Origin of the sequence: Pusillimonas caeni, assembly GCF_003545815.1 — a bacterium.
In the GTDB taxonomy this organism is placed as follows: domain Bacteria; phylum Pseudomonadota; class Gammaproteobacteria; order Burkholderiales; family Burkholderiaceae_B; genus Pusillimonas; species Pusillimonas caeni.
The window spans coordinates 204,726-224,750 of record NZ_PDUW01000002.1; the positions used below are offsets into that span (position 1 = coordinate 204,726).

The 20,025-nt window shown below is 63.5% G+C and carries 24 protein-coding genes; 20 read left to right on the forward strand and 4 right to left on the reverse strand.

Going from position 1 to position 20,025, the window contains the following annotated elements; translation table 11 throughout:
• Position 1 precedes the first annotated feature (1 nt).
• The 13 genes from rplF to rplQ all read left to right on the forward strand — a co-directional run bounded on the left by rplF (position 2) and on the right by rplQ (position 6,979).
• Positions 2 to 535 (forward strand): 50S ribosomal protein L6, encoded by a 534-nt coding sequence (gene rplF, locus CSC67_RS04650; protein ID WP_118993363.1) that lies wholly within the window; start codon positions 2 to 4, stop codon positions 533 to 535.
• A 21-nt stretch (positions 536 to 556) separates the two neighbouring features.
• Positions 557 to 922 (forward strand): 50S ribosomal protein L18, encoded by a 366-nt coding sequence (gene rplR, locus CSC67_RS04655; RefSeq protein WP_118993364.1) that lies wholly within the window; start codon positions 557 to 559, stop codon positions 920 to 922.
• A gap of 13 nt (positions 923 to 935) precedes the next feature.
• Positions 936 to 1,454 carry a 30S ribosomal protein S5 gene (gene rpsE / locus CSC67_RS04660; protein WP_017524016.1) on the forward strand — a complete coding sequence of 173 codons (519 nt, stop codon included), beginning with the start codon at positions 936 to 938 and terminating at the stop codon, positions 1,452 to 1,454.
• A gap of 3 nt (positions 1,455 to 1,457) precedes the next feature.
• Positions 1,458 to 1,646, forward strand: a complete 189-nt coding sequence (rpmD, locus tag CSC67_RS04665; protein ID WP_017524017.1) for a 50S ribosomal protein L30 — start codon at positions 1,458 to 1,460, stop codon at positions 1,644 to 1,646.
• An 11-nt stretch (positions 1,647 to 1,657) separates the two neighbouring features.
• Entirely contained in the window at positions 1,658 to 2,098 is a 441-nt protein-coding gene (rplO, locus tag CSC67_RS04670) for a 50S ribosomal protein L15 (protein ID WP_118993365.1), read from the forward strand.
• 10 nt (positions 2,099 to 2,108) lie between these two features.
• On the forward strand, positions 2,109 to 3,434 hold the full coding sequence (gene secY / locus CSC67_RS04675) for a preprotein translocase subunit SecY (protein WP_118993366.1): 1,326 nt from the start codon (positions 2,109 to 2,111) through the stop codon (positions 3,432 to 3,434).
• 10 nt (positions 3,435 to 3,444) lie between these two features.
• A complete protein-coding gene (infA, locus tag CSC67_RS04680; protein WP_009523889.1) occupies positions 3,445 to 3,663 on the forward strand; it encodes a translation initiation factor IF-1 in 219 nt (72 codons plus the stop codon).
• Positions 3,664 to 3,695: 32 nt separating this feature from the next.
• Positions 3,696 to 3,809 (forward strand): 50S ribosomal protein L36, encoded by a 114-nt coding sequence (rpmJ, locus tag CSC67_RS04685; RefSeq protein WP_003805360.1) that lies wholly within the window; start codon positions 3,696 to 3,698, stop codon positions 3,807 to 3,809.
• Between the two features lie 36 nt (positions 3,810 to 3,845).
• Positions 3,846 to 4,211: a 30S ribosomal protein S13 gene (gene rpsM, locus CSC67_RS04690; RefSeq protein ID WP_118993367.1), complete on the forward strand. Its 366-nt coding sequence runs from the start codon at positions 3,846 to 3,848 to the stop codon at positions 4,209 to 4,211.
• A gap of 14 nt (positions 4,212 to 4,225) precedes the next feature.
• Positions 4,226 to 4,624 (forward strand): 30S ribosomal protein S11, encoded by a 399-nt coding sequence (rpsK, locus tag CSC67_RS04695; RefSeq protein ID WP_118993368.1) that lies wholly within the window; start codon positions 4,226 to 4,228, stop codon positions 4,622 to 4,624.
• A 9-nt stretch (positions 4,625 to 4,633) separates the two neighbouring features.
• Complete coding sequence (rpsD, locus tag CSC67_RS04700) at positions 4,634 to 5,257, forward strand: 30S ribosomal protein S4 (RefSeq protein WP_118993369.1); 624 nt, start codon at positions 4,634 to 4,636, stop codon at positions 5,255 to 5,257.
• Positions 5,258 to 5,402: 145 nt separating this feature from the next.
• A complete protein-coding gene (locus CSC67_RS04705; RefSeq protein ID WP_118993370.1) occupies positions 5,403 to 6,389 on the forward strand; it encodes a DNA-directed RNA polymerase subunit alpha in 987 nt (328 codons plus the stop codon).
• A 197-nt stretch (positions 6,390 to 6,586) separates the two neighbouring features.
• Positions 6,587 to 6,979: a 50S ribosomal protein L17 gene (gene rplQ / locus CSC67_RS04710; protein WP_118993371.1), complete on the forward strand. Its 393-nt coding sequence runs from the start codon at positions 6,587 to 6,589 to the stop codon at positions 6,977 to 6,979.
• 105 nt (positions 6,980 to 7,084) lie between these two features.
• Here rplQ and CSC67_RS04715 read toward each other — a convergent pair whose 3' ends face one another.
• Positions 7,085 to 7,714 (reverse strand): Vgb family protein, encoded by a 630-nt coding sequence (locus CSC67_RS04715; RefSeq protein ID WP_118993372.1) that lies wholly within the window; start codon positions 7,712 to 7,714, stop codon positions 7,085 to 7,087.
• 58 nt (positions 7,715 to 7,772) lie between these two features.
• Entirely contained in the window at positions 7,773 to 8,993 is a 1,221-nt protein-coding gene (locus CSC67_RS04720) for a helix-turn-helix domain-containing protein (RefSeq protein WP_118993373.1), read from the reverse strand.
• A 261-nt stretch (positions 8,994 to 9,254) separates the two neighbouring features.
• Here CSC67_RS04720 and CSC67_RS04725 point away from each other — a divergent pair, with 261 nt between their 5' ends.
• From CSC67_RS04725 to dsbD, 4 genes are all read left to right on the forward strand, one after another.
• Entirely contained in the window at positions 9,255 to 10,427 is a 1,173-nt protein-coding gene (locus CSC67_RS04725; RefSeq protein ID WP_118993374.1) for an ABC transporter substrate-binding protein, read from the forward strand.
• Between the two features lie 25 nt (positions 10,428 to 10,452).
• Complete coding sequence (locus CSC67_RS04730; protein ID WP_118993375.1) at positions 10,453 to 11,373, forward strand: alpha/beta hydrolase; 921 nt, start codon at positions 10,453 to 10,455, stop codon at positions 11,371 to 11,373.
• Between the two features lie 86 nt (positions 11,374 to 11,459).
• A complete protein-coding gene (cutA, locus tag CSC67_RS04735; RefSeq protein ID WP_118993376.1) occupies positions 11,460 to 11,786 on the forward strand; it encodes a divalent-cation tolerance protein CutA in 327 nt (108 codons plus the stop codon).
• A 32-nt stretch (positions 11,787 to 11,818) separates the two neighbouring features.
• Positions 11,819 to 13,825 carry a protein-disulfide reductase DsbD gene (dsbD, locus tag CSC67_RS04740; protein WP_118993377.1) on the forward strand — a complete coding sequence of 669 codons (2,007 nt, stop codon included), beginning with the start codon at positions 11,819 to 11,821 and terminating at the stop codon, positions 13,823 to 13,825.
• A gap of 34 nt (positions 13,826 to 13,859) precedes the next feature.
• Here dsbD and hemB read toward each other — a convergent pair whose 3' ends face one another.
• Both hemB and yihA read right to left on the reverse strand, forming a co-directional pair.
• Positions 13,860 to 14,870 (reverse strand): porphobilinogen synthase, encoded by a 1,011-nt coding sequence (gene hemB, locus CSC67_RS04745; RefSeq protein ID WP_118993378.1) that lies wholly within the window; start codon positions 14,868 to 14,870, stop codon positions 13,860 to 13,862.
• The gene (gene yihA / locus CSC67_RS04750; protein WP_118993379.1) at positions 14,867 to 15,490 is read right to left on the reverse strand and encodes a ribosome biogenesis GTP-binding protein YihA/YsxC; all 624 of its coding nucleotides are present in this window, start codon (positions 15,488 to 15,490) and stop codon (positions 14,867 to 14,869) included. The genes hemB and yihA overlap by 4 nt, the downstream gene beginning before the upstream one ends.
• 160 nt (positions 15,491 to 15,650) lie before the next feature.
• On the opposite strand from yihA, the gene CSC67_RS04755 reads away from it, so the two are divergent.
• The 3 genes from CSC67_RS04755 (at position 15,651) to ccsB (ending at position 19,835) form a co-directional block, all read left to right on the forward strand.
• Positions 15,651 to 16,343 (forward strand): c-type cytochrome, encoded by a 693-nt coding sequence (locus CSC67_RS04755; RefSeq protein ID WP_118993380.1) that lies wholly within the window; start codon positions 15,651 to 15,653, stop codon positions 16,341 to 16,343.
• 92 nt (positions 16,344 to 16,435) lie between these two features.
• Entirely contained in the window at positions 16,436 to 18,472 is a 2,037-nt protein-coding gene (locus CSC67_RS04760; protein ID WP_118993381.1) for a cytochrome c biogenesis protein ResB, read from the forward strand.
• Positions 18,473 to 18,482: 10 nt separating this feature from the next.
• A complete protein-coding gene (gene ccsB, locus CSC67_RS04765; protein ID WP_118993382.1) occupies positions 18,483 to 19,835 on the forward strand; it encodes a c-type cytochrome biogenesis protein CcsB in 1,353 nt (450 codons plus the stop codon).
• The last annotated feature ends 190 nt before the right edge of the window (positions 19,836 to 20,025 follow it).

A 20,025-nucleotide genomic window follows, 5' to 3' on the forward strand; every position in this document is an offset into this window, starting at 1 on the left:
TATGTCACGTATAGCAAAATACCCGGTCGCGCTGCCCAAAGGGGTGGAAACCAAGATCGAAGCCAATCAGCTCGTCGTCAAGGGCCCTCTGGGCACATTGACCCAGCCGCTCACGGGCGACGTCGACATCAAGCTCGAGAACGATCAACTGACGTTTGCCGTCGCCAACGATTCCCGCCATGCGCATGCCATGTCGGGCACGCTGCGCGCGCTGGTCAACAATATGGTTACCGGCGTCAGCAAGGGCTTCGAGCGTAAATTGACCCTGGTCGGCGTGGGTTTCCGCGCCCAGGTGCAAGGCAACGCGCTGAAACTGCAACTCGGTTTCTCGCATGACATCCTGCACGAGATGCCCGAGGGCATCAAGATCGAATGCCCCACCCCGACCGAAGTCGTGGTCAAGGGCTCCGACAAGCAGGCCGTTGGTCAGGTGGCTGCGGAGATCCGCGCCTACCGCCGCCCCGAGCCCTACAAGGGCAAGGGCGTGCGCTATGCCGACGAGCGTGTGATCATGAAAGAAACCAAGAAGAAATAAGCGCGCAGGCAAGGACGAATCATGGACAAGAAAATCTCCCGTTTGCGTCGTGCGGTATCGACCCGCCGGAAAATCACCGAGTTGCGCGTACATCGCCTGTCGGTATTCCGCTCGAACCTGCACATTTACGCGAACATCATCTCGCCGGAAGGCGATCGTGTGCTCGTCAGCGCTTCGACGCTCGAGCCCGAAGTTCGCAAAGAGCTGGCAAGCCAGAACAGCAACGGCGGCAACGTCGCTGCGGCGGGCCTGGTGGGCAAGCGCGTGGCCGAAAAAGCCAAGGCTGCCGGTATCGAGCAGGTCGCCTTCGACCGCTCGGGCTTCCGTTACCATGGCCGCGTCAAGGCGTTGGCCGATGCCGCGCGTGAAGCCGGTCTGAAGTTCTAAGAAGGATTATCAAATGGCTAAAGCACAAGGTAAGCACGCCGAGAAAGAGAACGACGACGGCATGCGTGAAAAAATGATCGCGGTCAACCGCGTCAGCAAAGTGGTCAAGGGTGGTCGCACCATGAGCTTTGCTGCGCTGACCGTGGTGGGTGATGGCGACGGCCGCATCGGCATGGGCAAGGGCAAGGCCCGCGAAGTGCCGGTTGCAGTCCAGAAAGCCATGGAACAAGCTCGGCGCGGCCTGTACAAAGTGCCTTTGAAGAACGGCACGCTGCATCACACGGTAGTGGGCAAGCACGGTGCATCCACCGTCCTGATCTCGCCCGCGGCCGAAGGTACCGGCGTCATTGCCGGCGGCCCGATGCGCGCCATCTTCGAAGTCATGGGCGTGCGCAACGTCGTGGCGAAGAGCCTCGGTTCCAGCAACCCGTACAACATGGTCCGCGCCACGCTGAACGGTCTGCGGGCCTGCTCCACGCCCGCCGACGTCGCAGCCAAGCGCGGCAAGTCGGTCGAAGATATTCTGGGGTAAGTCATGACGACACAGAAGCAAATCAAAGTAACGCTCGTGCGCTCTGTCATCGGCACCAAGCAATCCCATCGCGACACCGTTCGCGGCCTGGGCCTGCGGGGTCTGAACAGCAGCCGCGTGCTGGTCGATACGCCCGAGGTGCGTGGGATGATCCGTAAAGTGGATTACCTCGTCACCGTCTCGGAAGCCTGAAAGGAATCGGGATGTCTGAAACTCTACTGAATACACTGCAGCCGGCCCCCGGCAGCAAGCACCCCAAGCGCCGCGTCGGCCGTGGAATCGGTTCCGGCCTCGGCAAGACCGCGGGTCGCGGCCACAAGGGCCAGAAGTCGCGTTCCGGCGGCTTCCACAAGGTCGGCTTCGAAGGCGGCCAGATGCCGCTGTATCGCCGTCTGCCCAAGCGCGGCTTCACCTCGCGCACGCAGGAGCTGCGTGCCGAAGTGCGCCTGTCCGACCTTCAGGCCCTGCCCGTCGACGAAATCGACGTCCAGGTCCTGAAGCAGGCCGGCGTCATCGGCCAGAGCGTGCGCTACGCCAAGGTCATCAAGTCCGGCGAGCTGACCCGCAAGGTCTCGCTCAAGGGGCTGGGCGCCACCGCCGGTGCGCGCGCCGCAATCGAAGCTGCCGGCGGTTCGCTGGCTTAAGGGGTAGCGGGTGGCTAAAGCTCAGGCACAGAGTAAGACGGGGGCAAAGTACGGCGACCTCAAGCGCCGTCTTGTCTTCCTGGTGCTCGCCCTGGTGGTTTATCGTCTTGGCACGCACATTCCCGTGCCGGGCATCAACCCGGACGCGCTGGCCGAGATGTTCCAGCAGAACCAGGGCGGCATCCTAGGCTTGTTCAACATGTTCTCGGGCGGCGCTCTCTCGCGCTTTTCGGTGTTCGCCCTGGGCATCATGCCGTATATTTCGGCAGCCATCATCATGCAGCTCATGGCTGTCGTGGTGCCTACCCTCGAAGCCATCAAGAAAGAAGGCGAATCGGGCCGTCGCAAGATCACCCAGTACACGCGCTACGGCACGGTGTTCCTGGCGCTGATCCAGGCGGTGGGCATTTCCGTTGCGCTCGAATCGCAGCCCGGGCTGGTCATCGACCCTGGCATGCTGTTCCGCTTCACGACCATCGTTTCGCTGGTCACCGGCACCATGTTCGTCATGTGGCTGGGCGAGCAGATCACCGAGCGCGGCATCGGAAATGGCATTTCCATCATCATCTTCGCCGGTATCGTGGCGGGCCTGCCCAGTGCATTGACAGGCATGCTCGATCTGGTGCGCACCGATGCCATGTCGATTCTGTCGGCGCTGTTCATCCTGGTGCTGGTGGTGGCGGTAACCTACTTCGTCGTGTTCGTCGAACGCGGCCAGCGGCGCATCACCGTCAACTACGCCAAGCGCCAGGTGGGCAACAAGATCTATGGCGGTCAAAGCTCGCACCTGCCGCTCAAGCTGAACATGTCCGGTGTGATTCCGCCCATTTTCGCGTCGTCCATCATTTTGCTGCCCGCCACGGTGACCAGCTGGTTCTCCAGCAATCCCAACATGCGCTGGCTGGGTGACCTGGCCGCCGCGCTGGCGCCGCATCAGCCGCTGTACGTCACGCTGTTTTCGGCCCTGATCATTTTCTTCTGCTTCTTCTATACGGCCCTGGTGTTCAACAGCCGTGAAACCGCAGACAACCTGAAGAAGAGCGGCGCTTTCATTCCGGGCATCCGTCCGGGCGAGCAAACTTCGCGCTACATCGACAAGATTCTCATGCGCCTGACGCTGGCCGGGGCCATCTACATCACGCTGGTGTGCCTGTTGCCCGAGTTCATGCAGATGCGCTGGAACGTGCCGTTCTATTTTGGTGGCACCTCTTTGTTAATTATTGTAGTGGTGGCTATGGATTTCATGGCCCAAGCGCAAGCTTACATGATGTCTCACCAGTACGACTCGCTGCTCAAGAAGGCGAACTTCAAGGGCGCGGGATTGCCAATGCGGTAAGAAGAACACAATGGCAAAAGACGACGTCATACAAATGCAAGGAGAGGTTCTCGAGAACCTGCCCAACGCTACTTTTCGCGTCAAGTTGGAGAATGGCCACGTGGTGCTGGGCCATATTTCAGGCAAGATGCGCATGCATTACATCCGGATTCTGCCGGGTGACAAGGTCACAGTGGAGCTCACGCCCTATGACCTGTCGCGCGCCAGAATTGTATTCCGCTCTAAATAGGCGGCCGGGCTAAAGGAAACTAGGAGTCAACCATGAAGGTAATGGCATCGGTAAAGCGGATCTGCCGCAACTGCAAGATCATCAAACGTCACGGCGTGGTGCGCGTCATCTGCACCGACCCGCGTCACAAGCAGCGTCAAGGCTAATGGCCGCGTCGCAACAGATTTAAACAAGGAACAGTCATGGCCCGTATCGCTGGCATCAACATTCCGCCGCATAAACACGCCGAAATCGGACTTACCGCTATTTTTGGTATCGGTCGCACGCGCGCACGCAAAATCTGCGAAGCGTCGGGCATCGAGTATTCCAAGAAAGTGAAAGATCTGACCGACGCCGAGCTCGAGCGCATCCGTGAACACGTCGGCGTGTTCACCGTCGAAGGCGACCTGCGTCGCGAAGTGCAACTTTCGATCAAGCGTCTGATCGACCTGGGAACCTACCGCGGCATGCGTCACAAGCGTGGCCTGCCTGTCCGCGGTCAGCGCACGCGCACCAATGCGCGCACCCGCAAGGGTCCGCGTCGTGCAGCGGCTTCCCTGAAGAAATAATCGAGGATTAGAAGATGGCGAAAGCTAATACCGGCGCATCGCGCGTGCGCAAGAAAATCAAGAAGAGCGTTTCGGACGGCATCGCGCACGTCCACGCGTCCTTCAACAACACGATCATCACGATCACCGATCGCCAGGGCAACGCGTTGTCCTGGGCGACGTCGGGCGGCGCCGGCTTCAAGGGCTCGCGCAAATCCACGCCGTTCGCCGCCCAGGTGGCTGCCGAATCGGCCGGCCGCGTTGCGCAAGAGTACGGCATCAAGACGCTCGAAGTCCGCATCAAGGGCCCCGGCCCCGGCCGCGAGTCTTCGGTGCGCGCCCTGAATGCGCTGGGCATCAAGATCTCCAGCATTTCGGACATCACGCCCATTCCGCACAATGGCTGCCGTCCGCCCAAGCGCCGTCGCATCTAAGGGGAAACCATGGCACGTTATATTGGACCTAAATGCAAGCTCTCGCGCCGCGAGGGTACCGACCTCTTTCTGAAGAGCGCCCGCCGTTCGCTCGACTCGAAGTGCAAACTCGAGTCCAAGCCCGGCCAGCACGGCCGCATCTCGGGCGCCCGCACGTCCGACTTCGGCCTGCAGCTGCGCGAAAAGCAGAAGCTCAAGCGCATGTACGGTGTGCTCGAGAAGCAGTTCCGCAAGTACTTTGCCGAAGCCGAGCGCCGTCGCGGCAACACCGGCGAAACGCTGATCCAGCTTCTGGAATCGCGCCTCGACAACGTCGTCTACCGCATGGGCTTCGGCTCCACGCGCGCCGAAGCTCGCCAGCTGGTCAACCACCGCTCGGTCGAACTCAACGGCAAAACGGCCGACATCGCGTCGATCAACGTCAAGCCCGGCGACATCATCTCCATTCGCGAGAAGTCCAAGGGCCAGCTGCGCATCCGCGAGTCGCTCGATCTGGCTTCCGGCCAGGGCTTCCCCCAGTGGGTCGAAGTCGACGCCAGCAAGCTCGTCGGCACCTATAAGCAGGTTCCCGATCGTTCCGACGTCGCCCGCGACGTGAACGAATCGATGGTCGTCGAATTGTATTCCCGCTAAAGCGGCATTCGCACTGCAGCATCAAGCCACAGCCCGGTTTTCAGTCATTCGCTGGAAGCTGGGCTGTGTCAGCTACCGCCGGACAACCGGTTTATCCGTCAGCCTTATCGGTGTAACGAGCCGAGGGTATTGAAAAGGAACACACATGTCGTCTCAAGGTTTTCTGAAACCCCGTTCTATCGAAGTCGAGCCCGTAGGCAAGAATCACGCGCGCGTGATCATGGAGCCGTTCGAGCGCGGCTACGGCCATACGCTGGGCAATGCGCTGCGCCGCATCCTGCTGTCGTCCATGACCGGCTATGCCCCGACCGAGGTGCAGATCACGGGTGTCGTGCACGAATACTCCACCATTGCCGGAGTGCGCGAAGATGTCGTCGACATCCTCCTGAACCTGAAAGGCGTGGTATTCAAGCTGCACAACCGCGATGACGTCACGCTGGTGCTGCGCAAGGAAGGCCAGGGCATCGTCACGGCCGCCGACATCGAGCTGCCGCACGACGTCGAGATCATCAATCCCGACCACGTCATCGCCAACCTGACCGAAGCCGGCAAGCTCGAAGTGCACATCAAGGTCGAGCAAGGCCGCGGCTACGTGCCCGGCAACGTTCGCGCCCTGGCCGACGACCGTTCGCACACCATCGGCCGCATCGTGCTCGACGCTTCGTACAGCCCTGTGCGCCGCGTCAGCTACGCCGTGGAAAGCGCCCGCGTCGAGCAGCGCACCGACCTGGACAAGTTGATTCTCGACATCGAGACCAACGGCGTCATCTCGCCCGAAGAGGCCGTGCGCCAGTCGGCCCGCATCCTGATGGACCAGATCTCGGTCTTTGCCGCGCTTGAAGGCGTGGGCGATTCCTACGAGGCCCCGGTGCGCGGCGCCCCGCAGATCGATCCCGTGCTGCTGCGTCCGGTCGACGACCTCGAACTCACCGTGCGTTCGGCCAACTGCCTGAAGGCCGAAAACATTTACTACATCGGCGACCTGATCCAGCGCACCGAGAACGAGCTGCTCAAGACCCCCAACCTGGGTCGCAAGTCGCTCAACGAAATCAAGGAAGTCCTTGCCGCGCGCGGCCTGACCTTGGGCATGAAGCTCGAGAACTGGCCTCCGCTGGGCCTGGAGCGCCCCTAAGCAGTAAGCAAGGCCGGCTGCGTGCCGGCCTTGCGCCGCGGGCCCGGCAGTTTGTAAGCAGTCGCCGGTCCGCAAGCAGTTCCCCCCTGTTTTTTCGTGTATAGTTTTGCCCCTGATCCGGCCCGCAGCGTGTCTGATAGAAGAGCCGGCCAACCGCGAAAAACCATTTCGCTTCAATAGATTCAAAGGAAATCATCATGCGTCACCGTAGTGGTTTGCGTAAACTCAACCGCACCAGCAGCCATCGCCTGGCTATGTTCCGCAACATGGCTGTTTCGCTGCTTACCCACGAAGCCATCAAGACCACGCTGCCCAAGGCCAAAGAACTGCGCCGCGTCGTCGAGCCCCTCATCACCCTGGGCAAAGAACCCAGCGTCGCCAACAAACGTCTGGCTTTCGCCCGCCTGCGCGACCGCGACGCGGTGGCCAAGCTGTTCGACGTGGTCGGCCCGCGCTACAAAGAGCGCAACGGCGGCTACACCCGTGTGCTGAAGATGGGCTTCCGTCAGGGCGACAACGCCCCCATGGCTTTCATCGAGCTGGTCGATCGCCCCGAGGTCGAAGAAACCGCCGACGAAGCGGCTGAGTAACACCGCTCGCGCCGGCGGCTCACCGTCGGCGCGGCTCAGGATCTTCGAACAAAGCGCCCCAGGCACGGACGATGTCCAAGCCCGGGGCGCTTTGTCTTTGGGCGTTTATTCCCGGCGCACGACGCGGATCTTGCCGCTGTCGCCGCCGCCGCAGAAGAGAAGGTTGCCGCCATCCGATTCCAGGCCCGACACGCCGGTATCCGGGGGCATTTCGAGGGTCTCCAGGACTTCGCCGGTGTCCGGATCGATGCGCCTCAATTCGCTCGTACCGTTCTCCCAGGTGCCGTGCCAGAGTTCGTCGCCCGTCCAGCTGACGCCTGTCACGAAGCGATTGGATTCCAGAACGCGAAGCACCGCACCGGTGTCGGGATCGATTTGATATATCTTGCGGTCCTTGTAGCCGCCGGCCCAAAGCATGCCTTCGCCCCAGGCAAGGCCCGAAGTGCCGCCGTTGTCGGGCAGGGGAATCGTGCCGAGCACCCGGCCGGTATCCGGATCGATCTTCTGGATGCGGTCCGAGTCGACCTGGAACAGGTGTCGCCCGTCGAAGGCGGTTCCCGCGTTGGCGGGTACCTCTATGGAACGCAGCGTTTTGCCGCTCGAAGGATCGAGCGCGAGAAGCCTGTCGCCGTTGGCGAACCAGATATGGCGGCCGTCGTACGAAACGCCATGGACACTGCTGGTTTCAGGGAAAGGGCCGTATTCATGGATGATGTGAGCAGTCGATTTTTTCATGCTGACTCCTGTGTTCATTCAAAGAGAGAAAAGAAGGAGTGGTCACCACGCTTTCATGCTAATCGACCGCCGGCGCGAGAGGGAGTAACAAGCTTGTCGTGAATCCGCGCAGGGGCGAAGCCATCCAGCGGCGCGCGCGGCCCCGCCCCTGGGATTGCGCCAGGCCCGAGGCGGCGAGCGAGTCGAGAGCCCGCTGCACGCTGCGTTGGCTGGTGCCAAGCGCCAGCGCGAGCGCCGAACTGGGCCAGGATTCTCCGTCCGCGAGCAGGGCCAGCACGGCTCCGTGCGGTGTGTCTTCCAGCCGTGCAAGCACGGCGACTTCGCCGGCGTTGCGGGGGACGAGCACAAAGCCTTCAGGAGTGGCGCGCACGTCGGCCAAAGGTTCGAGCAGTGCGCGAAGCCGGCCGATCTCGACCCGCAAGCGGGCGCGATGGGTTTCATCCGCGACCTTCATGCGAAAGACCCGTTCGATGAGGACGTCCCGCGGCACATCCTCGGGCCACGCTTCGCCCAGTATCCGCGCAAGCGAAAACAGCACAGGACGCGTGACGAGCGGCACGGCGATGCCCGATCGCCACAGGACATTCCGGCAGGCGTCCACGACGAGTATCTTCGAGGCGTGCAGCGCCTCGACCTCCGCCAGCCGAAGCGTGCGTTCCCGGCCTTGAAGAAAAAGGCGCGCAGCCGGCGCGTTCAGGGTGTCCGCGGCGTCCTGCACCTCCGATATCAAGGCCGGGATGGCGGACCTTCGAGCCGCTATTTGCGCCCGGCCAAGGGCGGCGCTCGCGGCATTGGCGCGTCCGCGCCGCACAGCGATGCCGGCGACGGTGAGCTCATGGGCGGTGTTCAGCGCGGCCGGGAGGCTTCCGGCGGGCGCTTCGTCGAGCAGGCGCTGCGCTTCGTCCAGCCGCCCCAATAGAAGCAGGCGGCGGGCGGAGATGTATCGCGCATGTTCGGCATTGACATGGTCGCCTTGCGCCTGCAGCGTGGCGCGCGCCGCATCCAGCATCCTGCCGGGCCATTTCACATCGCGCGAGACGAGCGCAATTTCGGCTTCGGCAACGATGCATCGCGCCCGCGCCGCGGGACGGCGGGGCCCGAAGGCGCGCGCGGCGCGGTGCACCAGCGCCCTGGCCCGGGCAAGATCGCCGAGTTGCGCCAGGGCGATGCCGCGCAGCGCCAGCGCGGGCGCGTCGTCGCGCAGAGCCACGAGATTCAGGGCGTCCAGAGGCGCGCCCGAGGACAGCGCCCGCGCAGCGGACGAAATCAGCGGGTCCATGCGAATGCCTTCCCTGTTGTCATGGCGGAAATCTAGCATACAAGCCTGCCTCTGCCTTCGCCTGTCCGGTTCATCGTTTTCTCCGGATTTCATGATGCCGTCACTGAGCTCGGCATCTCCACGATGCATTTCCTTGTCTTGTACATTGTTATAAAAGCAAATAGAATTTCGACGATAAGAATTTTTTTATAAAATCTGGCTGGAGCATACTTGGACAAACAAGGTGAGCTTCGGGCCGCTTTTTCCACAGGACGGAGAATCATGTTTCGCAAGATCGCTTTGGCATGCCTGGGCACGATAGGCCTGGGCCTGGCGCAGTCCGCGGCGGCCGCCGAGCCGGTACGCATCGGCTTCATCACCACCTTGTCGACCCCTGCCGGCTATATCGGGGAAGACCAGCGCGACGCGTTCAAGCTGGCCATCGACCAGGAAGGCGGCAAGCTCGGCGGGGTGCCGGTGCAAATGGTGCTGGAGGACGACGGCCTCAAACCGGCCACGGGCAAGCAGTCGGCCGAAAAAATGCTGCAGGAAGGCATACAGCTTTTCACCGGCATCAACTTTTCCAACGTATTGATGGCTGCCGCGCCGACCATACTGAAGCAGGGCGCTTTCTACGTCAGCCTGAACGCGGGGCCTTCGCAGTTCGCGGGCAAGCGCTGCGACAAGAATTATTTCGTCGCCTCGTTCGAAAACACGTCGCTGCATGCGGCGGCCGGCCGGGCAGCCACCGAGCAGGGCTTCAAGAACGTGGCCTTGCTGGCTCCCAGCTACCAGGCGGGCCGAGATGCGCTCGAGGGTTTCAAGCGACTGTACGAGGGCAAGGTGGCCGCCGAAATCTACACCAAGCTCGACCAATCTGATTTCTCGGTGGAATTGGCCAGGCTGCGCGACCTGGCGCCCGACGCCGTTTACCAGTTCCACCCCGGCGGTGCCGGCATCAACTTCGCCAAGCAGTATGCCAATTCGGGGCTGAGCAAGCAGATTCCGATGTTTCTGCCGGTGTTTTCGATGGACCTGCGCATGATCCAGGCCACGGGAGACGCAGCCGAGGGCGTATATTCCACCGCGCTGTGGTCGCCGTTGCTCGACGTGCCGGAAAGCAAGCAGTTCGTCGAAGATTTCAAGAAGGCTTATGGCCGGGTTCCTACCCATTATGCCGCTCTGTCCTATGACACGGCCCGTCTCATTGCTTCGGCGCTCAAGGCCGTCGACGGCGACCTGAGCCGTGCGGACGACTTCCGCGCCGCCTTGCAGAAAGCCGACTTCAAGTCCGTGCGGGGCAACTTTGCGTTCGACACCAACCATCATCCCATTCAGGATTATTATCTGACCAAGATCGAGCGTGACGCCGACGGCAATCTGATGCCCAAGGTGCTTTCCAAGGTATTGAGCAAGCAGCGCGATGCTTTCGCGGCTGAATGCCAGATGAAATGAAATGGAGGCTTTAATGCCGGATGCAATGAGCGGCAAGCCCGTGTCGGAGCTGGATGTCCAGCGGGCGGGCGCCGCCAAGGGCGTGGACCTGTATTTCCCTGATTTGAAAGAGCGTGGACGGCAATACGATGCGCGCGGGTCGGTGGCCGATTTCGATGCCTGCGTGGCCGAGTACGCGAGCCTGGCTCGCAAGGTGAACCGCGAATGCGTGGGCGTCTACGATCTGCAGTACGGCCAGGCACGGGCCGAGCGGCTCGACATCTTTCCCACCGTGCTGGGCGCGCAGCCGGCGCCGGCCTTTGTTTTCATCCATGGGGGCTACTGGCGCTCGCAAGCCAAAGAGGACGCTCCCATCATGGCCCACGCCTTTACCCGGGCAGGGGTGGCCGTGTGCACGCTGGAGTACACCTTGCTGCCCGAGGCCACGCTGGCCGAGGTGGTTCGCCAGGTGCGCAGCGCCGTGGCGTGGCTGTACCGGAACGGCTCCACCTACGGGCTGGACCCGCAGCGCCTGTATGTGGGGGGCAGCTCGGCAGGCGCCCACCTGGCCGCCATGGCGGCGGCGCGGGGCTGGACCGCTTCCTATGGCTTGCCGGAGGACGTCGTCAAGGGCGTGGCCGGCCTCAGCGGCCTGTACGAATTGGCGCCGCTGTGCGAGATTGCGCCCAATGAATGGCTGCAACTGCATGCCGACCAGACCGCGCGCGTCAGCCCCTTGCACCACCTGCCTCGCGCCGGCCTGCCCATGGTCCTGGCGGTGGGCGGGCTCGAAACCGACGGCTTCAAGAATCAGACCGAGGCCTACGAAGAGGCGTGCCGCGCAGGCGGGCTGGAGGTGAACCGGGTGCAGGTGCCCCAGTGCAACCACTTCAATCTGCTGTGCGAACTGGCCGATCCGCAAAGCGAGCTGTGCGAAGCGGTGCTGAAGATGGTGCGCCAGGCCTGAGCGCCCGCTCCGCGCGTGGCGGCTGCGGCGGCAAACCGCCAAACCGGTAAAATGGGCGGTTTCAAGTCTTCTCGGGGGCGACGTCCATGACGCAAGACGTGGTGGTGGTGCTGAGCAATGCGCCCGATCTGCTGCTGGCCAAGCGCATTGCGCACATGCTGGTCGAAGAGCACCTGGCGGCCTGTGTGAACCTTGGCGGTCCGGTCCTGTCCATGTACATGTGGAAGGGCGAACTCGAAGGCACCGAAGAGATTCCCCTTGTCATCAAGACGACCCAGGCGGCCCTGCCGGCCCTCACCGAGCGACTGACCGAATTGCACCCCTACGAGGTGCCCGAGATCCTGGTCCTGCCGGTGGCCGGTGGGGCCGAACCCTATCTGGACTGGGTGCGTCGGCAAACGTCTGCGCCGTAGCCGCGGTGCAACCGGGCATAAGGAAATTACGAATGTTGTCTAGGCTGAGCGCTGGAAACCGGCGCAGCAGTGTGTGGGTGCGCCTATGCGCCGCAATGTGCGCGGGGCTTTTCGGCGCGGGGCGTTTTGCGCTTGCGGCGTGTCTGGGCATGGCGATGCTGTCGGCGGCCGTGTCGCCGAGCGCGAAGGCGCAGGAAGAGGATTTCCTCGATCCGGCCGAAGCCTTCGTGATGTCGGCGGCCATGGCAAACCCCACCGAGCTGCACGTTCACTTCCGGATCGCGCCCGATTACTACATGTACCGCCAGCGCTTCGGCTTCGAGACCGACGCGCCCGTGGCGGGCGAGCCGATATTTCCGCGCGGCACCGTCAAGTACGACCCCACGTTCGACGAAGACATGGAGGTCTATCACGATCAAGTGACGATCCGCCTGCCCCTGCAAGCGGGTGCTTCGCAGCCGCTGCCCCTGCGCATCACCGGCCAGGGCTGCGCCGATGCGGGGCTGTGCTATCCACCCATGACCTTCACCCTGCAACTGGTACCCGCGGAACAAGGCTACGCCGTACGGGGCGATGGGGTGCTGCAAAGCGTGCCGCCGCCGCGCGACGAGGTGCCTGGTCAGGCGGGGCGAGCCGGGCAAGATGCGTCCTCCGCGGGCAACGGCGGCCTGAACGGGGTGCTGGGTCTGGGCGATACCGGGCTGGCTTCCTATCTGGCGGGCATAGGCTGGATCGAGCTGGTGGGCCTTGCGCTGCTGTTTGGTGTGTTGCTTACTTTCACGCCCTGCGTTCTGCCCATGGTGCCCATCGTGCTGGCGGTGGTGGCGGGCGATGCCGGCCGGGACGGACGCAGCAGCCGCTGGCGGGGCCTCGGCCTGGCGGCCTGCTACGTACTGGGCATGTCCGTGGTCTATACGGTGCTGGGTGTGGCGGCGGGGCTGGTCGGGGCCAGTCTGGCGGCATGGCTGCAGACGCCCTGGGTTCTGGCCACCTTCGCCGTGCTGCTCGCCCTGCTGGCCCTGGCGATGTTCGACGTCTACACTTTCCAGGCGCCGGCCGGCCTGCAGGCCCGCCTCAGCGAGCGTGCCGCCCGCATACCCGGCGGACGCTGGGGCGGCGCCTTCCTCATCGGCATGGTGTCGGCCCTGATCGTCGGGCCTTGCGTGGCTGCGCCGCTCGCCGGCGTCCTGCTGTTCATCTCGCAGACCGGCGACGTGGTCCTGGGCGGCAGCGCCTTGTTTGCCATGGCTTGGGGCCAGGGCCTGCTGCTGCTGGTTCTGGGAGCCACGTCGGGGGCGCTGATGCCCCGCTCCGGCCCCTGGATGGACGGCGTGAAGCAGTTCTTCGGCATGCTGTTGTTGGCGACGGCCTGGTGGATGGTGCAACCCGTGGCGCCCGCCTGGCTGGGCATGCTGGGGTGGGCCTTCATCGGCCTGTGTTCAGCCGCTTTGCTGGGCGTTTTCGGCGGCGCGAAGACCGAGACGCCGTCGGGCGCCAGAGCCTTGTGGCGCGGCGTATTGCGCGCCGTGGGCGTGCTGCTGGCCGTCTGGTCGGTGCTTCTGCTGGTGGGGCTGGCCGGCGGCGCGCGCGACCTGCTCAGGCCGCTGGCGCCGTTTGCGGCAACGGCCGTCGGTTCTTCCAGCGGCGGTGCGGGCGCTTCCATGCCCGCGGGCGAGGCGCCGGAGTTCACGCGGGTAGGCTCCGTGGCCGAGCTGGACCGCCTCTTGGCCGAATCGGACCGGCCGGTCATGCTGGACTTCTATGCCGACTGGTGCGTCTCGTGCATCGAGATGGAGCGGTTCACATTCAGCGAGCCGCAGGTGGCCGAGCGCATGTCGAACTTCCTGCTGTTGCAGGCCGACGTCACCGCGAACACCCCGGACGACCGTGAGCTGCTGCGCCGCTTCAGCCTGTTCGGGCCGCCCGGCATCATCTTCTTCGACCGGCGGGGCCGCGAGCTGGACCAGCGGGTGGTCGGCTTCCAGAACGCCGCGCGCTTCGGCGCGGTGCTGGACGAAGTCATGCAGAAGGCCGGCTAAAAAAAAACCGAAACAAGCAAGTAAAAAACTTAGCCTACGCCTTGAGCAGCTTCGCAGCGTGAATAGCGAAGTAGGTCAGGATGCCGTCGCCGCCGGCCCGCTTGAAGGCCAACAGCGATTCCAGCACCACTTTGTCGTGGTCCAGCCAGCCGTTGGCGGCGGCGGCCTTGAGCATGGCGTACTCGCCGCTGACCTGATAGGCGAAAGTGGGCATGCCGAAGGCCTGCTTGACGTCGCGCAGCACGTCCAGGTAAGGCATGCCGGGCTTGACCATGACCATGTCCGCGCCTTCGCGGATGTCGGCCGCCACTTCGCGCAGCGCCTCGTCGCGATTGGCCGGGTCCATCTGGTAGGTGGCCTTGTTCGACTTGCCCAGGTTGGCCGCCGAACCCACCGCATCGCGGAAGGGGCCGTAAAAGGCGCTGGCGTACTTGGCCGAATAGGCCATGATGCGGGTGTAGATGTGGTTCTGCGCTTCGAGGGCGCGGCGGACTGCGCCGATGCGGCCGTCCATCATGTCGCTGGGGGCGACGATGTCGACGCCGGCCTGGGCCTGCACCAGCGCCTGCTTGACCAGGATCTCGACCGTGGGTTCGTTCAGGACATAGCCTTGGTCGTCGATGACGCCGTCCTGGCCGTGGCTGGTGTAGGGGTCCAGCGCCACGTCCGTAAGCACGCCCAGTTCGGGAAAGCGCTGCTTGATCGCCGCCACGGTGCGGGGAATGAGCCCGTCGGGGTTGGCCGCCTCGATGCCGTCGGGGGTTTTGAGGTCGGCCTCGATGGCCGGAAACAGGGCCAGCACGGGGATGCCCAGCTGGGCGCATTCTTCGGCCACGTGCAGCAGCGTGTCGGGCGAATAGCGCAGCACGTCGGGCATGGAGGGGACCGGCTGGCGCACATTCTTGCCTTCGGTGACGAAGACCGGGTAGATGAAGTCGTCGGCGCAGAGCGTGTTCTCGCGCACCAGCCGGCGCGAGAAATCGTCGCGCCGGTTGCGGCGCGGGCGCGAGGACGGGAAGTCGACGGAGGGTAGAAATTGAGTCATGGCACGACCTTGGGAGAAATCCAGTTTTCGATGTGGGCGGCGGCTTCTTCGAGCCCGATGCGGTGGGTGGCCGAAAACGGTACCGCCGCCAGCGTGCCCAGTTCGGCAAGCTCTTTGCGCACGCTGGCGACAGCCTTGAGCCTTTGGCCGTAGGGCAGCTTGTCGGCCTTGGTCAGCAGGGCCAGCACGGGCGTGCCCGTGGGGGCTATCCAGTGCGCGAGCCGGCGGTCGAGTTCGGTGACCCCGCGGCGGATGTCCAGAAGCAGCACGACGCCGGCCAGCGATTCGCGCTGGCGCAGGTAGCCGCCCAGCACCTCGGCCCATTCTTCGCGCGCGTCGCGAGCCACCGAGGCGTAGCCGTAGCCGGGCAGGTCCACCAGGAAGCCCAGGGACTGACCGGGATCGAGCGGGTCGGGAATGCCGAACAGATTGATCAGGCGCGTGCGCCCCGGCGTCTTGCTGGAAAAAGCCAGCCGCTTCTGGTTGGCCAGCACGTTGATGGCCGATGATTTGCCGGCATTGGAGCGCCCGACGAAGGCGACTTCGGAGGTGGTGGGGGGCGGCAACTGGTCGAGGCGGGCGGCCGAAACCGTGAAGGAAGCGCGGTGCAGGATGGACAATGTAGGGCCTGATCAGTTTGATTCAACCGCTATTGTATAATTTCGGATTTGAAACTGTTGCGGTCATTATGCGCGGGCCTTTTGGGGCCCGTAAATTTGACATTGTCATAGCCGGCAAAGGCCGGCACCCAGATCGAATAAGCGATCCGTCGAGGTCTTCATGAAGCGTGTGCTTTCCAGAATATTAATTATCAGCGGCGTGATGCTTGGCTGTTCCGTGATTTCCGTCAGTCATGCCCAAGGCACCGCCGCCAAGCCCGACGCGGCCAAAGGCGAGACCCTGTACACCAATGGCGACGCGGCCCGCGGCATCATCGCCTGTGCCAGCTGTCATGGGCCCGGCGGCAACAGCACGCTTCCGATCAACCCCAACCTTGCCGGCCAGGCGCACGAGTACATCGCCCGCCAGCTTCACGACTTCAAGCCCCAGGGCGACAAGCCGCCCAAGCGCCATGGTCCTGACGGCGCGGCTTCGCCCATGACGCCCATGGCTCAGCCCCTTACCGACGAAGACATCCAGAACATCGCTTATTACCTGGGCCAGCAGCCGCTTAATCAGGAAACGGCCGCCACCGCCAGCAACGAAGACACCATGCAGCGCGGCCAGCAGATCTGGCGCGGCGGCATCCCCGACCGGCGCGTGCCGGCCTGCGCGGGCTGCCACTCGCCCAACGGGGCGGGTGTTCCGGGCGAATTCCCCCGCTTGTCCGGCCAGTTCCCCAGCTACATCGAAGCACAGCTCAAGCTGTTCCGCAGCAACGATCGCGCCAACGAAATCATGCACGACATCGCCGACCGCATGTCCGATTCCGACATCGCAGCCGTGGCTGACTACGCGGCGGGTCTGCGCTAAAGTGTAAAACCAGTCCGGCGCCAGAACCAAAACCGCGCCGACCGGTCTGTCAAAGGGGGAGCCGATGCCGGCGCTCCCTTTTTTTTTCGATTATGAACCAAACCTATTCCCTGCGAAGCTTTGGCGCGGACCTGGTCGAACTGCTTGGCTCGATGCGGTTCGCGGTCAGCCTGCTGATGTTCATCTGCGTGGCCAGCATCATCGGCACGGTGCTTCAGCAAAACCAGGTGGCCAACAGCTATGTGGACCAGTTCGGCCCCTTCTGGTTCGAACTGTTCGACAAATTCGCCATCTGGCATGTGTACAACAGCTGGTGGTTTTTGCTGATCATGGCTTTTCTGGTGGTATCCACCAGCATCTGCCTGCTGCGCAACACGCCCAAGATGGTGCGCGACATGCGCTCGTTTCGCGAGTATGTGCGCGGCAGCAGCCTGCGTGCGTTTCATCACCGCGTCGAGGCCGAAACGTCTCAGGCGCCGGCCCAGGCGCTGCAGAAAATCGGCCCCTGGCTGCAGGCCCATGGCTATCGCTACAAGGTGCGCCAGGACGGCGACGCCATCATGCTGGCGGCCAAGAAGGGCGCGGCCAACCGGCTTGGCTACATTTTCGCGCACGCGGCCATCGTGGTGATCGCGGTGGGCGGCCTGCTGGACAGCGAACTGCCCGTGCGCCTTCAGGTCTGGCTGGGGGGCAAGCAGCCCATCACGCAGAACATGCTGATCTCCGAGGTGCCCGAGTCGGGGCGGCTGCCGGCGGCCAATCCCAGCTTCCGGGCCAATATGCTGCTGCCCGAAGGCAGCCGCAGCGCCAGCGGCATCGTGGCCGTGGGCGACGGCGTGCTGGTGCAACCCATGCCGTTTTCCATCAAGCTGAACAAATTCCAGGTGGACTACTACTCCACCGGCATGCCCAGTTCGTTCAAGAGCTATGTCGAAGTGAACGACCCCGACACCGGCGAAAGCTTCGAACGCCTGATCGAGGTGAACGAGCCGCTGCGCTACAAGGGCGTTACGGTATATCAATCGAGCCTGGACGACGGCGGCAGCAAGCTCAAGCTCACCGCCTATCCGCTGCAGGGCGCCGGCAGCAAGCCCTTCTCCGTCGACGGCACGGTGGGGCAGAGCAGCGAACTGACTTTGAGCGGCGGCGAAGGCGCGCCCCGGAAAGTAGTGGTCGACATGTCGGGACTGCGCGTGATCAACGTCGAAAACATGGCGCCGGGCACAGAGCCCCAGCCCAAGGCCATGATCGACCACGTGGCGTCCGTGACGGGCAGCGCCGCCGGCGCGTCGAACGAGCATCTGCGCAACGTGGGGCCCAGCGTGCAGTACCGCGTCATCGGCCGCGACGGCCAGGCGCACGAATATAATAACTACATGCTGCCCATTGTCCTCGACGGCCATCCCGTGTTCCTGGCCGGCGTCAGGCAGTCGGAGGCCGAGAATTACCGTTACATCCGCATTCCGGCCGACGCCGACAGTTCGGTGGCTGAATTCATGCATTTGCGGGCGGCATTGCAAGATCCTTCGCTGCGCGAGCAGGCGGCCGACCGTTTCGCCCAGGACAATGCGGGCAGCGAAACCCAGCGGCCTCTTTTGCAGAGAGCGGCGCAGGGCGCCGTCGACGCATTCGCGCGGGGCGGGTTCAACGCCATCATCGAGCGCGTGCCCGAGAGCGAGCGCGAAAGCGTGCTGGGCTTTGCGGTGCCGATGATCCAGCTTACGCTCACCGAGTTGTACGATATGGATCGTGAACGCCGCGGGCTCGAGCCCAACAGCCATACCCAGGAAGGCGCCGACTGGCTCAGGCTTTCCTTGCTGGCGCTGGCCAATCTGCCCGATTATCCGGCTCCCCTATTCATGTCCCTGGACAGTTTCGAAGAAGTACCGGCCAGCGTGTTCCAGGTCGCCCGCAGCCCCGGCAAGAACACGGTTTACCTGGGCTGCCTGTTTCTGATCATAGGCGTGTTCTCGATGTTCTACATTCGCGACCGCCGCATCTGGGTGTGGATCACGCCCGAAGGCGGCGGCAGCCGCATGCAGGCCGCCATGACTTCACAGCGCCGCAATCTGGATTTCAACCAGGAGTTCGAACGTTTCCGCGACGCATTCCGGCGTTTGATCACGTAAGAGGTTTCCCATGTCCGAATCGACCTACAACGCTCCTGTGTGGCAGGACACCATGACCGCCAGCGGAGACGCCCGGGGCCAGCGCGGCAAGCCCGACTGGACCGACATCGTGTTCTTTCTGCTGCTGGCGGCGGGCGCAGCCTATGCCCTGTACGCATACAGCGGCAATATGGATTACTACGAAAAAATCATTCTGTGCGGGGCCGTGGTCGGCTTCTCGTGGATGGGCTGGCTGTGGCGGCCCCTTCGCGCGCTCATGATCGCCAGCGGCGTATCGGCGCTGTTCGCCATCTGGCTGTACAGCAACGGCGGCGGCGTGTCCCAGGGCGACATCACGCGCTCCGAGAGCGTATTCCTGCTCAAGTACCTGTTTTCGTCCCAGTCGGCCATCTTGTGGATGTGCGCGCTGTTCTTCCTGGCCACGATCTGTTATTGGCTGGGCTATGCCAGCAAGACCGCCGCCTGGCTGGGCACCGCGTTGACATGGGGCGCGGTGTACGCCGGCACCACGGGCATGCTGGTGCGCTGGCGCGAGGGACACCTGCTGGGCCCGGACATCGGCCATATCCCGGTCAGCAACTTGTACGAAGTATTCGTGCTGTTCGCCCTCATCACGGCTCTTTTCTATCTGTACTACGAGCGACGCTACGCCACCCGGGCGCTGGGCGGCTTCGTACTGCTGGTGGTCAGTTCGTCGGTCATCTTCCTGCTCTGGTATTCGTTCACGCGCGAGGCCTTCCAGATCCAGCCGCTGGTGCCGGCCCTGAAAAGCTGGTGGATGAAGATACACGTGCCGGCCAATTTCATCGGCTACGGCACGTTCTCGCTGGCGGCGATGGTGGGTTTCGCCTATCTGGTCAAAGAGCATGGGCAGACCCGCTCGTGGGGCAAGCTGATGCCGCTGTTCCTGCTGGGGGCGATACTGTGCGCCGAGCCCATGATGTTCGGCTCGCGCGAGCTGTCGCCCACCTGGATGCTTTACTTCGGCATCGGCGCCATCATCGTGGGCGCCATCCTGGCCATGCGCGGCCCCATCTCGCGCAAGCTGCCCTCGCTCGAGATCCTCGACGACATCATGTACCGCGCCATCGCGGTGGGGTTCGCCTTTTTCACCGTGGCCACCATATTGGGGGCCCTGTGGGCCGCCGACGCCTGGGGCACCTACTGGCAATGGGATCCGAAAGAAACCTGGGCCCTGATCGTCTGGCTCAATTACGCGGCCTGGCTGCACATGCGGCTGATGAAAGGCCTGCGCGGCACCATGGCGGCCTACTGGGCGCTGGCGGGCCTGCTGATCACCAGCTTCGCCTTCCTGGGAGTGAACATGTTCCTGTCGGGGCTGCACTCTTACGGCGAACTGTAGCGGAATCGCCCTAGCCGCCTGGCGGCGCAGTGCGTGCCGAGCAAGCGCCGCCGCACGCCTATTTCCGCAAGGCGGAAATGTGTGCGGTTTGGAGGCGTAGCGAGCCTTCAAACGACCCGAAGAAGCGTTTTCCCGTATACGTGGGCGGGGTTCCGGTGACTAGAATGACCTCAACATGCTCATATCACGG